Annotated in this window: 9 protein-coding genes; all 9 read left to right on the top strand. The window is 40.4% G+C overall.

Features of this window, described 5'->3' with window-relative positions:
• Positions 1–12: 12 nt before the first annotated feature.
• The 9 genes from FW778_RS19580 to FW778_RS19540 all read left to right on the top strand — a co-directional run bounded on the left by FW778_RS19580 (position 13) and on the right by FW778_RS19540 (position 13,970).
• Entirely contained in the window at positions 13–1,569 is a 1,557-nt protein-coding gene (locus FW778_RS19580; protein WP_150416558.1) for an L-serine ammonia-lyase, iron-sulfur-dependent, subunit alpha, read from the top strand.
• A gap of 87 nt (positions 1,570–1,656) precedes the next feature.
• Entirely contained in the window at positions 1,657–3,045 is a 1,389-nt protein-coding gene (locus FW778_RS19575) for an aminopeptidase P family protein (RefSeq protein WP_150416557.1), read from the top strand.
• A gap of 26 nt (positions 3,046–3,071) precedes the next feature.
• Positions 3,072–4,850 (top strand): DUF7402 domain-containing protein, encoded by a 1,779-nt coding sequence (locus tag FW778_RS19570; RefSeq protein WP_150416556.1) that lies wholly within the window; start codon positions 3,072–3,074, stop codon positions 4,848–4,850.
• Between the two features lie 87 nt (positions 4,851–4,937).
• Complete coding sequence (locus FW778_RS19565; RefSeq protein WP_150416555.1) at positions 4,938–5,954, top strand: zinc-binding alcohol dehydrogenase family protein; 1,017 nt, start codon at positions 4,938–4,940, stop codon at positions 5,952–5,954.
• 7 nt (positions 5,955–5,961) lie between these two features.
• On the top strand, positions 5,962–6,804 hold the full coding sequence (locus FW778_RS19560) for an amidohydrolase family protein (protein WP_235906479.1): 843 nt from the start codon (positions 5,962–5,964) through the stop codon (positions 6,802–6,804).
• Between the two features lie 15 nt (positions 6,805–6,819).
• On the top strand, positions 6,820–7,767 hold the full coding sequence (locus FW778_RS19555) for an aldo/keto reductase (RefSeq protein ID WP_150416554.1): 948 nt from the start codon (positions 6,820–6,822) through the stop codon (positions 7,765–7,767).
• A 102-nt stretch (positions 7,768–7,869) separates the two neighbouring features.
• Entirely contained in the window at positions 7,870–10,473 is a 2,604-nt protein-coding gene (locus FW778_RS19550; protein WP_150416553.1) for a sialate O-acetylesterase, read from the top strand.
• A gap of 122 nt (positions 10,474–10,595) precedes the next feature.
• A complete protein-coding gene (locus FW778_RS19545) occupies positions 10,596–11,540 on the top strand; it encodes a dihydrodipicolinate synthase family protein (RefSeq protein WP_150416552.1) in 945 nt (314 codons plus the stop codon).
• 210 nt (positions 11,541–11,750) lie between these two features.
• Positions 11,751–13,970, top strand: a complete 2,220-nt coding sequence (locus FW778_RS19540; RefSeq protein WP_150416551.1) for an alpha-L-rhamnosidase-related protein — start codon at positions 11,751–11,753, stop codon at positions 13,968–13,970.
• The last annotated feature ends 298 nt before the right edge of the window (positions 13,971–14,268 follow it).

The following is a 14,268-nucleotide window of genomic DNA, read 5'->3' as shown; positions in this document are numbered from 1 at the left end:
TAATAAAAAGTTATGGAAAGCCTCCCAAGTATATTTAATGATGTGATAGGTCCTGTGATGCGTGGCCCCTCAAGTTCTCACTGTGCTGCTTCCTTGCGGATTGGCAGGTTGTGCAGGGACCTGGTGGAAAATAATATAACGAATATTTTAGTTGAATTCGATCCGAACGGCTCTTTAGCGGACACGCATACAGGCCAGGGATCCGATATGGGACTATTTGGAGGCTTCCTGGGATGGGAAGCAGATGATGAACGGCTGCCGTCGTCGGATCAGCATATTTCTGAAGTCGGAATAAAAGTTCAATTTGGTATAAGAGATCTTAACGCGAAACATTTAAATACGTATCACATTACTTTGAGTAACCGTAGAGAAACCAGGACCGTAACGGCTATTTCCACAGGCGGTGGCATGATTGAAGTTATAGCCATTGACGGAATTGAAGTTTCTATACTGGGTGATTTTTACGAAACGCTGATTTATTGCAAGAGGACGGACAGGATTTTGGAATTATTAAATAGTGAGATGTCTTATGACTATTTAATTGTGCATGATGGAAATCTGGTGTTGATTGAAATAAAAGCGCAAAGTTTTCCTAGTGAAATACTTCAGGCACAATTGAACTCTATGGAGGATGTAATATCCATAAGAAAACTACGCCCGGTGCTTCCTGTCCTGTCAAGAAAAGGTATTAAAGTACCCTTTTCGACATGTAATGAAATGCTGGATTATAATGAAGATAAAAATCTTTCTTTATTGGAACTGGCTATTCTTTATGAAAGCGAAAGAGGAAACATTTCTCAAGAAGAAATTTATGAGAAGATGAGAAAGATAGTACGTATTCTAAAAGATTCCATTAAGAATGGGCTGCAGGGTACGCAATATGCTGATCGGTTGTTAGGTAGTCAGTCTGTAAATTTCAGAAATCAATTACAAAACAAACGGTTAATAGAAACAGGTGCGCTCAATATTGTTGTGATGTATGTTTCTGCATTAATGGAAGTGAAGAGTTCAATGGGAGTTATTGTAGCGGCTCCTACTGCCGGTTCATGCGGAGCACTTCCAGGTGCTGTGATTGGAACTGCCGATTTCCTCGGAGTTTCAGAAGACGAAATCATTAAAGCCATGTTGGTAGCGGGTATAATTGGAATATTCATTGCAACCCAGTCCACTTTTGCAGGAGAGGTGGCGGGTTGTGGAGTTGAGTACGGGTCCGGAGGTAGCATGGCTGCGGCAGGCCTTGTCTATCTGGCGAAGGGATCGCTTGCTCAATCTGTTGCTGCAGCTTCGCTGGTATTGCAAAGTACCCTTGGTACAACATGTACACCCATTGCTAATAGAGTGGAAGCGCCGTGTTTGGGAAATAATGTGATGGCAGCAACGATTGCTATATCGTTTGCGAATATGGCACTCGCGGGATATGATGAATTAATACCATTAGATGAAGTGATCGAAACGATGTACGTAATTGGTAAAGGAATACCGCACGAATTTAAATGCACTAATATAGGTGGGTTGTGTGCTACAAGAACCGCTAAAATTTTGGAAGCCAAATTAAATACCAAACAATGAATTCTTACGATGGGTAATCTTAATTTAAATATAACAGTAAAAAATATCTGGAAATAAACTTGGTAAAAAGAAAATTGAAAGTGCATTATGTTTGATAAGGAAATTTATATAAAACGAAGGAAGATATTAAAAGAACAGGTGGGCAACGGCCTGATCTTATTATTAGGAAGCGAAGAAAGTAGCATGAACTATAAGGATAATCTTTATCCATTCAGGCAGGACAGTACTTTTTTATATTTTTTCGGAATTGATCAGCCGGGTTTAACCGCGTTAATTGATATTGACAATGATAAAGAGATTTTATTTGGAGATGACCTTACGACCGAACAAATGGTTTGGACAGGATATAAGGAACCTTTGCAGTCAATAGCTGATAGGGTCGGTATCCCTGAGGTAAAAACGAAAAAACATTTGAATGCTGAAGTTGCAGTGGCACTAATGCAAAAGCGTAAAATTCATTTTCTGCCGCCCTATCGGCCGGAACAGGTTGCAACACTAAAGCACTTGCTGGGAATTGAGCCCCTGATAATGCCGAATCTGGCTTCTGTTGAACTCATACATGCTGTCGTTAATCAACGATCATACAAGTCTCCCGAAGAAATTGCGGAGATTGTCAATGCAGTCAATACAACCGTTGACATGCAACTATCAGCTATCAAAATGGCTAAGGAAGGAATGACAGAAGCCCAACTTGCAGGAAATATCCAGGGCATTGCTATAGGGGCGGGGGGTAATCTTTCTTTCCCTACTATCCTTACAATGCACGGGGAGATATTACACAATAGCTATAGCCAATCAGTTCTTAGCGACGGTAGCATGGTCTTATGTGACTGCGGAGCCGAAACGGGTATGCATTATGCCGGTGATCTAACCCGGACTTTCCCGGTAAGTAAAAAATTTACCAATATTCAAAGGGAGCTTTACGACATTGTTTTTACTGCGCACAAGGCGGCCGTTGAATTATTAAAACCGGGCATATTATTTAGAGATGTCCATCTTTTTGCCTGCGAAAAACTAGTTGAAGGATTACATCAGCTTGGACTAATGAAAGGAGATATAAAGGAAACTGTTGCCCTGGGAGCACATGCACTTTTTTTCCCTTGCGGACTTGGCCATATGATGGGTTTAGATACCCATGATATGGAAAATCTGGGAGAGCAATATGTTGGTTACAATAAATCAATAAAACAGAGTACGCAATTTGGCCTAAAATCTTTGCGCCTCGGAAAGGAACTCGAAGAAGGTTTTGTTATTACGGTAGAGCCTGGATTGTATTTTAATCCGGACCTCATAAATGAATGGTCAGCAGAAAAAAAGTTCGAATCCTTTATTAATTATGATAGGCTAGAAAATTTTAAAAACGTGAGCGGGATCAGAATTGAAGAAGATTTTCTCATTACCACGCAGGGAAGCCAATTGTTAGGAAAACCTTTGGCTAAAACGGCAGACGAAATCGAAGAACTCAGATTAACGTGAACTTATCAGCAAATAAATCGTAAAGAATGGAAATTCAAAGTAAACAGAATAATGGAAAATTGATTGTATTGTTTATACTCCTCATCATATTATGTCAAAATAATCTGACAGCGCAACAGAGGGATATTTCTTATGTTCCCAAACCGTGGCTGGCTAGAGTTTGGGTGCCGGAAATTCCGAACGATTGTCCTTTCAAAAGATCGAACGACTTTTCAGCAATTGCTTTTCTTGGAAACCATGTTAGCTACACGGATGCAGACACGTGGTATCCTTCCTGGGCCATAGATGGTAATATGTACAGTGGATTTGCAGATGGAGAGATTGGGCTGGAAAGTACACATTCCAGCGGCGGAGTTAAAGCTAATACCGGAAATGCGAAAATAGAAGGCGATGATCCTATGCATCTCAAAATATCCTCCCTGGGATTACAATATGCATCTGCTTTGCCTTACCAGGGAAGATATCCATGTGCTAATCTGGTGTACAATGGAATATGGTATTATGGTACTTATGGAATCGACTTCGATCCTAATCCCGATAATAAAAAATATAGTTGGGCGATCTGTGGCCCTTTGCCAGGATTTCGCATATCCAAAGACTATGGTAAAACCTGGATACCCTGTCCATATACTCTTGACAATCCTTTGTTTCCTGAATCGGGTAAGAACGGAAATTTTGTCAAGATGGGCACGCCTCATTTTGTTGATTTTGGTCAAAACCTGGAAAATTCTCCTGATGGCTATGCCTATCTTGTTGGTCATGGAGGCGCTAATGATGATCCGTATCCCCGTGTGGCTAATAATAGTTGGATAGCCGGAGATGCAGTTTATATGGCCAGAGTTAAGCCTTCACCGGAAACCATAAATAGCCTGGATAGCTATGAATTTTTCGCTGGCAATGATAAAAACGGCAACCCTGTGTGGTCACATAATATTTTAGATATAAAACCAGTTATGGAATGGATGCATCATATGGGGTGTACCAATATTACTTATGATAAACCGCTCCATAAATATCTAATGTGTGTAACCGACGGATGGCCTGGTATAGAAAATATGAACTCCTATATTCTCGAATCGGATAATGTTACCGGCCCTTACAAACTGATCACCTATATGAAGGACTTTGGATCGCAGGGATATTTTATGACCATTCCGTCAAAATTTATCGCTCGGGACGGTAAAACATTTTGGCTTAGTTACTCTGCGAATTTCAGCCAGGATTATTTTGGCGATATTACCAAAGCTAACCCGGTTGGCAGCCGTTATGCCTGGAATTTGCAGCAGGTGCAAATGGTAGACAACAAACAAGAGCAAGCCCTTTTGATGAAAATGAAAACGGGAGAACCTGATCCAATAAAAAGTGATAAAAACATCGGTCTTCGGGCAAATGTTGTGGTGTCATCCGCGCTGCGGGATGCCCGGCCTATGACAGAGTTACATCAATATTTTGGTGAAGGCGCAGTAGATGGCGTTGTAGACCCTGAGTCTAAGAACAAATTAAATGAATGGGTTAGTGATGGCGAAACGAATACAGCCTTCATCAGATTGAACTGGAAAGAACCTCAAAAAATATCCAAGATATGGCTTTTTGACCGCCCTGATCTCAAAAACCAGATCACATCGGGCATGTTGGTATTTAGCGACGGATCTACTATCAATGTTTCTGCTTTACCAAATAATGGTAATGTAACAAAGGAGATAACGTTCCCTGAAAAGAAAGCTACATGGTTGGCATTTATTATAAAAAGCGTTTCTAAAACAACTACCAATGTGGGGTTGGCAGAAATAGCAGTATTTAAATAAACTTTGTTTTAACGACCGATCAAGCAGATATAGTTTCCCAGTAAATCAAAGGGAAATATTTTGTTAAGTCATTTGAAAATTCTTGAAATGAAAGCTGTTGTTTTAAATGAACCTGGATTTCTTACCAATGCTAATGTTCCTTCACCCGGGGAACCTCAGGCGAATGAAGTGTTGTTAAAGGTAAAATGTTTGGGTATCTGCGGAACTGATCTCCACGCTTATAAAGGAAGACAACCTTTTTTTACTTATCCGAGAATTCTCGGTCATGAAATTGCAGCCGAGGTTATTTCCTTTGGGGATCGGGTTACTAATTTAAAAAAAGGAGACCTGTGTACCGTATTGCCCTATCGAAATACTATAATTGATCAGGCAGTAAGAACCGGAAAGGTCAATTGCGGAAGCGGTTTATCTTATATGGGAGTTCATGAAGATGGCGCTATGCAGGAATATTTTATCCGGGATGCGAAAGACGTCTTTGTTACTAACGGGCTTAGTCCTGAGCAGACAGCGATGATCGAACCACTGGCCATTGGCAGCCATGCTATTGAAAGAGCAAATATAAAACCTGACGATATTGTGTTGGTGGTGGGAGCCGGGCCTATCGGTATTACTGTAATAACGATGGGCATTTTAAAAGGGGCAAGTTTTATAGTTGCCGATACAAATGAAAACAGATTGAATTTTGTAAAAGATAATTATCCGGGCGTAACTACTTTAGTGGCAGATGAACACCTAATAAATGCTATCGGCAACCTTTACAATGGTAACAAGCCTACTGTAGTAATTGATGCCACCGGAAACAGTAACTCTATGCAAAAATGTTTCGATTATTTAGCTCATGGCGGAACAATTGTTTATGTGGGATTATTTATTGGTAACCTGGAATTCTTTGATCCCTTGTTTCATGCAAAAGAGATTACGCTTAAATCTTCGAGGAATGCGTTACCCGAAGATTTTAAAAAGATAATCAGGCTGATGCGTTCCGTTCATGTTACCATTGGTCATCTGGTCACTCACAGGCTTCAATTTGATTCTTTAACAGAAAGTTTCCTTCAATTGTATAACCCGGATGCCAATGTTATTAAAGCCGTCGTTGAATTTTAATTTATGAATGATAACAACTATGGAACGAATCGATAGCCATCAGCATTTCTGGAATTACGATCCGGACCGTCAAAACTGGATGACCGAAGAAATGGGTATTTTAAAGAAAGATTACGGACCTCAGGAACTTGCCGTATTACTTGAAGAATGCCAGGTGCAGGGATCGGTGGCAGTACAGGCCAGCCAAACAGAATGTGAAAATGAATTCCTTTTAGGGCTGGCAGAAAAAAATGAACTTATCAAAGGAATAGTAGGTTGGGTTGACCTGCAAAGTAAATCAGTTTCCGATAGACTTTCCTATTACAGTACCGGGAAAAAAATTAAAGGGTTTCGACATGTTATTCATGACGAGCCTGATGTCGACTTTATGTTGCGGCCCGCTTTTTTACATGGTATTAAAGCACTAAGATATTTCGATTATACCTATGATCTTTTAATTTCTCCTATTCATTTAACTAACACATTACAATTGGCCAGGCAATTCCCTGATCAGCCTTTTATAATTGATCATATCGCCAAACCAAAAATCCGGGACAAAGAAATTTCCGGTTGGAAGAAGCAGTTGGCGGCTATCGCGTCACTCCAAAATGTCTGTTGTAAAATTTCAGGAATGGTTACGGAAGCGGCGTGGCACAATTGGAATCCGGAAGATTTTATTCCTTACATGGACTCAATAGTTGAATTGTTTGGAACAAAAAGAATTTTATATGGATCTGACTGGCCTGTCTGCACCCTTTCAGCATCCTATGCAGAGACCTACGAAATTGTAAAAAGTTATTTTGACAAATTTTCTGGTGATGAGCAAGATGACTTTTTTGGCCGGAACGCAAATAGATTTTACCATTTATAATAGACTATCACTCAAATGGAATTAACGCCAACATATAAGCCTGATATTTATAAAAGCAACTTTCCAGGCGAGGGTAGCAGGCTAGTCTACGGCACATCCGGGTTGGGAGGTGTTTGGGGTAAAGTAGAGGAGCAGGAAAGCATTGATTGTATCCTTTATGCACTCGAAAATGATATCTTTAGTTTTGACACCTCGCCCTCTTACAGCAAAGCTGAACTGTATCTTGGGAAGGCGCTGGCAAAATGGAGGGGCGAAACGCCTTTTGTTAGCACAAAGGTTGGCCGCCTAAAGGCTGAAACAGCCTTCGATGCCAAGTTAGATTATTCGCCAAAGGGAATGCGTGAAAGCCTTATGCGCAGTCTTGATTTGTTGGGGCTTAACCACGTGGACCTTTTGTTTTTACACGAGCCTCAATGGGTTCCCATCGACAGGATCAATGAAATTTTGGAAACACTGCTTTCATTCAGGGAAGAAGGATATACGAAGATGCTTGGTATTGGCGGCAATCCATCCGGATTATTTGCAACTTATATAGACAATAGATATTTCCAGGTTATTTCCAGCTTTACCAAAATGGATGCCTGCAATCTTTCCGCTTTTGAGGACATATTGCCCAAAACGATTCCACAACATATTAGTTTCTATGCGGCCTCGTCATTGCATTTTGGTCTTTTGGGAAATCGATTTGAGCATTTTGTTGCACAGGGAAATAAGGGATATGAAGACAACATCTCGTTGAAAGACATTGAAAGAGCAGTTCGTGTAAATGCGCTGGCATTAAGAAACGAAATACCATTGGCAGAACTGGCACAACGGTATCTTTTTTCAGTTGAAGAGGCAACTCGGGTTGTTATGGGTGCGAGAAAACTCAGCCAGGTCACTGATACCGTTTCCTGTTGGAAAGTGGGTGCATTGTCTAAATCTTTATTTGATGAAATAACGCAAATAATTCTTGGAACTTGATGGCCTTACCTGGATGGAAACTATTTTGATTTAACAATATTAAATCAGCCCTCCTGTTAAGCACAATTTCTGATCTACTCATAAATCATAAACTTATTTCGAATGAAAAAGCAATCAAATCGAAGATATAATTATGCAATAACAGTTTTATCTACGATCATTTTCCCTCTTATTTCTTTTGCCCAACAGCCTGTAAAAGTCTTCATACTTGCCGGTCAATCTAATATGGTCGGGCATGGGGAAGTATATGCAAATGCAAACAGAAGGGCTGTAGGTTCTTTAGAGTATGAGGTTAGCCATGATACTTCCGGATTGTATAAGAGCATAATAGATAATGAAGGACATTGGAAAGTTCGAAAAGACGTTTGGGTACGATTTGACAGAACGGACGGCTTAAAAAAAGGAGATCTTACGCCAGGGTGTGGCGCCTCAGACAATGAGATCGGACCTGAATTCCAATTTGGAAATGTGATGGGCGATTATTTTCCTGAGCAGGTTTTACTGATAAAAACAGCGTGGGGTGGTAAAAGTCTTGGTGTCGATTTTCGTCCTCCAGGTTCGGGGGGAACAAAGGGATCGTATTATAATAGAATGATTGAAGATATACACACGGCTTTGAATAATCTGCCAGGTGAGTTTCCGGAATATAAAGGACAAGGTTATGAACTTACCGGCTTTGTCTGGAACCAGGGATGGAATGACGCAGGAGACTCTAGTTTGTTTAAGCAATATAAAACTAACATGATTCATTTTATCAAAGATGTTCGTCACGATCTTCAGTCTCCCCAATTGCCCTTTGTTTTAATCAATTGTGGTCAGGGAGGTTTTCGACCAACGCCAGATAAATGGATGAGCAATGTTCAAAGGTTCATCGTGAAAGCACAGGCCGATGCGGCTGCCGATCCGCAATTTTCCGGCAATGTCGCATTAGTGGATAGCAGGCCATTTTGGAAAGATAGCCTGCGATCCCCGGCAAGAGAAATACATCACTACAACCGGAATGCCGGTACTTATTTCTTAATGGGAAACGCAGCGGGCCATGCCATGATAAATTTATTGAATCATGATAAGGCTGGGAACGTCTCAAAGATTAGCACTAATGATGATAATTCAAACGGGGAAATAAATAATAGCGGTTTGATGGGTTACATTTCCTTCCGTACATCTCCTCAGCCAGCGGGCTATGCGTCCGGTATCGGTTTTTATTCAGCGGTGTATCCGATGCTGCCGGAACCTATTGCCAATTTTCAGATCGGCCTCGCTTCCACGTGGATCACCCCCGATAATTCCGATGATCTAACTCAACCTTTATGCCCGCCGGGATCTTATGCCAGAGAAAACTGGGGCGAAAGGCGTGGCCCCACATTCAAGGATGTTTTTCAGACGATAGAGGGCGGCTTAGGCATTTGGGGTAGTACTCAGTTTCGCTCCGGATACACTTCTCCCAAATTCCAGATCGTAGGCGTTCCCGATTGTTACTCCGGTAATTACCTAATATCCCCCGGTTGGGGAAACAGTACTACCGCAACACCGGATAGTCAAATGGGAGTTGCTCAACTTAGCAATCGTTTGCTTATTCCACCCGACGGAATTACTTTTAAAGGACATCCCAACGGTGAATTGTTTGGTTATTCCTGGATGGCTCTGCCCTTTTCCGATGTAAAAAAAGAAACCCCTCCCACTGGCAACCAGTACTGGACTCTTTTTTTCGCCCTTTCAAATTTTAAAGGACCTGTAGCCTTTATCATTCCCGAATCATGGAGCAAGATATCAGCTAATTATTCCTTCGATTATAACCGTGGTCTCGATAGCCGTGGCGGGCGATCCGGCGGTGGAGCTCAGGAAATAAATACCGTGCCGTATTTTGAAATGAAAGATTCCAAGGGAACAAGCTATTCCAGGATACCGGAATTTCTATATCCGGTGGATGATAACAATAAGACTCTTCTTATACAAGATGTAAGATATTATTCCAGCAAAGCATTGGCCGATGCCGTGGAAAATTGGCGAAAAGGCGGGCCTGCATGCTCCGGAGAATTCTTGATTTCAGATTCGTCAAGTGTTTTGGCAAAGCTAAAGGCATCAGCTTTAAATTTCCACCAGACAAACGAAAAGATTCCTTTAACCGGTTTTGATCAGTTGGTACAAACTGCGGTGTTTGATGATTCAACCGCTTTTGGTCTTAAATGGCTTCATTCAGAGATGAGCAATACGAGGGCGTTACCCCAATATTTTAAGCAAGTAAACAATAATCGTATAGCCGTTTCCGCCAGAGAGGTCCCGGAAGATTTGGTTAAGAAAAAATTTGCTCCTGTCAGGAACGGGAAGATCTATACTTCGCCTGACTCCGGCGCATGGACTAATCCCGGTTCGGCACGCGGGCCATACTATGCTTATCTCACAGATGGCTCCCGTGTTACTTATTACTGGTACCGGTTTATTGATCAGCCGGCTTTGCAGCAATATAAAAATATCTGGAGCGATTCAGTAAAGGCAACGATGCAATCTCTTATGGAAAAGATGCATAAAAACTGGACTATCAACAGGGATTATATGCCCGCACCAGGCAATGGGAAATCTCTTGTATCGATTGATCCTGGTTTGATAGTAACTCCACCGCAAGGCCTTGAAATAGGATATGTGCCCATTGTAACAAGACAAGAGGAAAGTCATCGGGAAATTAGTAAGGTAAAAGCTGCAAGATAAATTGAATATGAAGCAGGTTAAACGGTGCAAAAAAAGGTAATAATTGTAAAAATCTTGATATTTAACGATTATTATCTTATATCATGAGGTTTAATTTTGAACATAAATAAAAACTAACTTTTATGAAGGCTTTAAAATGGGAAGGTATTTATTCCGCATTGCTTACTCCTTTTGACAGTGCAGACAACATTGATTTTAAGATTTTCGAGAGAAATATTGAAGCACAAACAGAAGCGGGCATTGACGGATTAGTGCTCGGCGGTTCTCTCGGTGAGTCAAGTACATTAACTTATGAAGAGAAGAGGGACCTGCTTACCTGCGCCAAAGAATTGGTACAAAAAAAATTACCGGTAATCTTAAATATAGCGGAGCAGTCAACGCGGGAAGCTATAAAAGCAGCTCAAAACGCGGAAATTAACGGTGCCGATGGTCTCATGATTTTGCCACCCATGCGTTATAAAGCAGATGAATCAGAAACAGTCGAATATTTTAAAAATATTGCTGCAAATACTTCTTTACCGATTATGATTTACAATAATCCCTATGATTATAAGATTGAGGTTACCTTGGAAATGTTCGATCAACTTGAAAAGATTTCTGCGATTCAGGCAGTAAAGGAATCAACAAGGGATGTATCCAATGTTACCAGACTAAAAAATAAATTCAAAAACAGATTTAAGATTCTTTGCGGAGTTGATACACTAGCTTTTGAGGAGTTGGCATTGGGTGCCGATGGGTGGGTTGGAGGACTGGTTGATGCTTTTCCTGTGGAAACGGTTGCGCTTTATAAACTGCTGAAAGCCGGCAGGTATCAGCAAGCTTTGAATATATACAGGTGGTTTTTGCCGCTCCTTGAGTTGGATACCCATTCAAAATTTGCGCAGTATATAAAACTTGCGGCTACTCAAACTGGCTTAGGCAGTGAATATGTAAGAGCGCCACGTTTAAGGCTCATAGGTTCTGAAAGAGAAAGGATTCTTACGACAATAAATAATGCCATCAAGACAAGACCTGAAATAGCTGATGATTTCTATTTAGCAATAACGGAGAATGGTGAAGGCCTATAAATAAGGTTTATAAAGCGGCATGAAACAAGATGGGACCTGCAAATTTTTCTAATTCAATATGGGAATGATGAGCATCCCGGCCAAGTATTCATAGGCCGTAGAAGGAACGTTTTTATGAAATACATATCTTTTCCTTCCTTGGAACATTAATACCCCTCAGGAGATAAAGATTTAAATAGCGAGATTTTGATAGATTTAAAATCGAAAATCATGTGTTCAAAATTTAGGGTATTATTTTTTTGCATTTTCTTTTGCCCACTATTGATTTTTTATTCTCAACTGAAAGGGCAACAAGGTTCCAATAGATCTGGTAAATTGCCCACACAATTTTCTATAAAGGATTATGGATTAAAAGACTATATATATTTATCCAAAGATCTTCCACATTCTGAAAACAAGTCCTGGAAACTTGTATGCCAAATGCCCTATAATTGCCAGTTTCAGCCCTGGATTCGCCTGAAAAGCCCCGAAGGAAAAAAAATAAGTCTGAACTCGAGTAATCCGTTGGTCTTATATCTCACAAAAACAGAAGAGGTTGCTACCCAGGCTGGTGTTAACACCTATGAGGCGAAGAATTGGATAAGTGGCGAAGGTGCAGTTTATACGATACCTGCGGGGGTAACGGTTGAAGCTGTAAAATATCGTGAAACGGGATATGATACAAAAATTGCCGGATCCTTTGAATGCAACGACGATGATTATAATCTTCTTTGGAAAAAGGGGGCAAGAACAGCTTATATATGCATGAGAGACCATTTTTATGATTGTCCTGACAGAGAGAGAGTAGGATTTTGGGGAGATGGGACTCCGGAATTAGATCAGTGCTTTTACGCTTTCGATACCTCATCTTACGCATTATGTAAAGATCTTGTTCTACGACCTTTAAAAGCGGGGTTTTATCCGGGACAGCAACTTGAGTTTCTTGGTGAATATGGTTTGTGGTTTTATTACATGCATACGGGGGATATTCAATCAATTGGTTCTGTTTATGAATCGACCAAAAATTTCCTTTTTAATACTTATAAATTCGGCAATAAAAATCAGTGGTTCGATTGGGGAAATGAAATAAAAGATATTGCTGTTATTGAAAATTGTTTTATGTATATCGACCTGAAGACGTTAAAGAAAATGGCTTTACTTACCGGTCATGCTGATGATACCGTTGCAATTAATTTAAGACTTGATACAATAAAGACCACTTTTAATAAACAATTCTGGAAAGGCAATTATTATATGTCTTCACAGGTAAATTCACCAGATGACAGGGCAAATGCGATGGCGGTAAATGCCGGATTAGCAGAACCTTCCAAATGGAATACGATCTATATTAATGTCCTCACAAAAGTCAACAACGCCAGTTGCTTTTTTGATCGGTGGATTTTTGAGGCACTCTGTACGATGGGAAAGCAGGAGTATGCCCTATTAAGAATGTATGATCGCTACAAAACCATGATACCCTGTAGCTTCTCAACATTATGGGAGCATTATGATCGCTGGTGGGCAACAAGAAGAAATGCGTTTGACGACGCATCATCACTAAATCATGGATGGAATCCTCCGGTCATTTTACTTTCCCAGTCTATAGCCGGGATTTCACCGGAGAAACCCGGATGGGAAGAGTACCATGTTTTCCCCAGGGAAGCATTTTTAAATTCGATCAACGTCGTAGTTCCATCAGTTAAGGGCGAAATAAAAGTTGAAATGAAAAAAACTACCACTGAGTACTCATTGCAACTCAATTCTCCTTTACGCACAATGGCTATTGTGGGTATACCCAAAGGGTCTTTCTCGTCACTGAAGTCAATAAAAGTAAATGGAACAAATATCTGGAATGGATCTTATACCGGGGGCATAAAGGGCATTTCCTGGGTCGGGGAAGACGCAGCGAATATTAAATTCAAAGTTTCCCCAGGCAAATGGAATTTTTTAGGGCTGGGATCATTGGTAATTAATTCACCGAAACCTGTAAGAAACCTTTCCGTAAATGGAATTAAACTAAATAAGAAATCATGGACGGCTAAAGCCTCTGTGAAAGATAGTACCTTTCTTTTCAGCGGGGACAATATTCCCGTTGATGTGTCAGCTGCGAATGCAATTGATGGGGATCATTGGACGGGATGGCGGGACATGTCCCACAAACAATATGCCGGGCAATGGTTCATGATTGACATGAAAAAAAAGCAAAAATTTAATCACATCGTCCTCGATAATACCTGGGCGCTTTGGGATTCTCCTAACCATTACATTGTAACAGTTTCGAAGGATGGAAAAGAATGGGGAGATCCTGTTGCCTCAGGGACAGGAAAGCTGGGCATTACCGATATCACTTTTCCAAGTCAGAAAGCCCAATTTATAAAGATTACACAAACAGGCCAAGATTCAACTTATAATTGGTCCATTTATGAAATTGATATTTATCGGAAAAAATAAGTTATAAACGTTATGAAGTTCTTTTTTCGGTCATCTATAATAAATATCGGAGAGAGACGTGGAACCTTGTTTTATGATGATTCGATGCAAATAAAGAATTGAAAGTAATTGCATATTCGCGAAAAAATCATTCTGATCAAATATCTGTGGAGAAATCAGCTTAATGAATTGATAAGGATAGTTAGTACAATTATGAGAACTGGATGATAAGAATAAGAACAACCTTCTCGAGTTTTCTCGGAGGTAGGGTTAATCCGGTTGAAAATCTAATCTGATTTCTTTAGGTTAGAAATTACTT

This window comes from Ginsengibacter hankyongi (assembly GCF_008710285.1).
In the GTDB taxonomy this organism is placed as follows: Bacteria; Bacteroidota; Bacteroidia; order Chitinophagales; family Chitinophagaceae; genus Ginsengibacter; species Ginsengibacter hankyongi.
Note: the sequence above shows the minus strand (reverse complement) of the source record. Positions and strands in the feature narration are given on the sequence as shown.

What these genes read in the sequence shown, in the direction of transcription:
- FW778_RS19580 (WP_150416558.1), top strand. Translation starts at nt 13, where the DNA reads ATGGAAAGCCTCCCAAGTATATTTAATGATGTGATAGGTCCTGTGATG.
- FW778_RS19575 (WP_150416557.1), top strand. Translation starts at nt 1,657, where the DNA reads ATGTTTGATAAGGAAATTTATATAAAACGAAGGAAGATATTAAAAGAA.
- FW778_RS19570 (WP_150416556.1), top strand. Translation starts at nt 3,072, where the DNA reads ATGGAAATTCAAAGTAAACAGAATAATGGAAAATTGATTGTATTGTTT.
- FW778_RS19565 (WP_150416555.1), top strand. Translation starts at nt 4,938, where the DNA reads ATGAAAGCTGTTGTTTTAAATGAACCTGGATTTCTTACCAATGCTAAT.
- FW778_RS19560 (WP_235906479.1), top strand. Translation starts at nt 5,962, where the DNA reads ATGATAACAACTATGGAACGAATCGATAGCCATCAGCATTTCTGGAAT.
- FW778_RS19555 (WP_150416554.1), top strand. Translation starts at nt 6,820, where the DNA reads ATGGAATTAACGCCAACATATAAGCCTGATATTTATAAAAGCAACTTT.
- FW778_RS19550 (WP_150416553.1), top strand. Translation starts at nt 7,870, where the DNA reads ATGAAAAAGCAATCAAATCGAAGATATAATTATGCAATAACAGTTTTA.
- FW778_RS19545 (WP_150416552.1), top strand. Translation starts at nt 10,596, where the DNA reads ATGAAGGCTTTAAAATGGGAAGGTATTTATTCCGCATTGCTTACTCCT.
- FW778_RS19540 (WP_150416551.1), top strand. Translation starts at nt 11,751, where the DNA reads ATGTGTTCAAAATTTAGGGTATTATTTTTTTGCATTTTCTTTTGCCCA.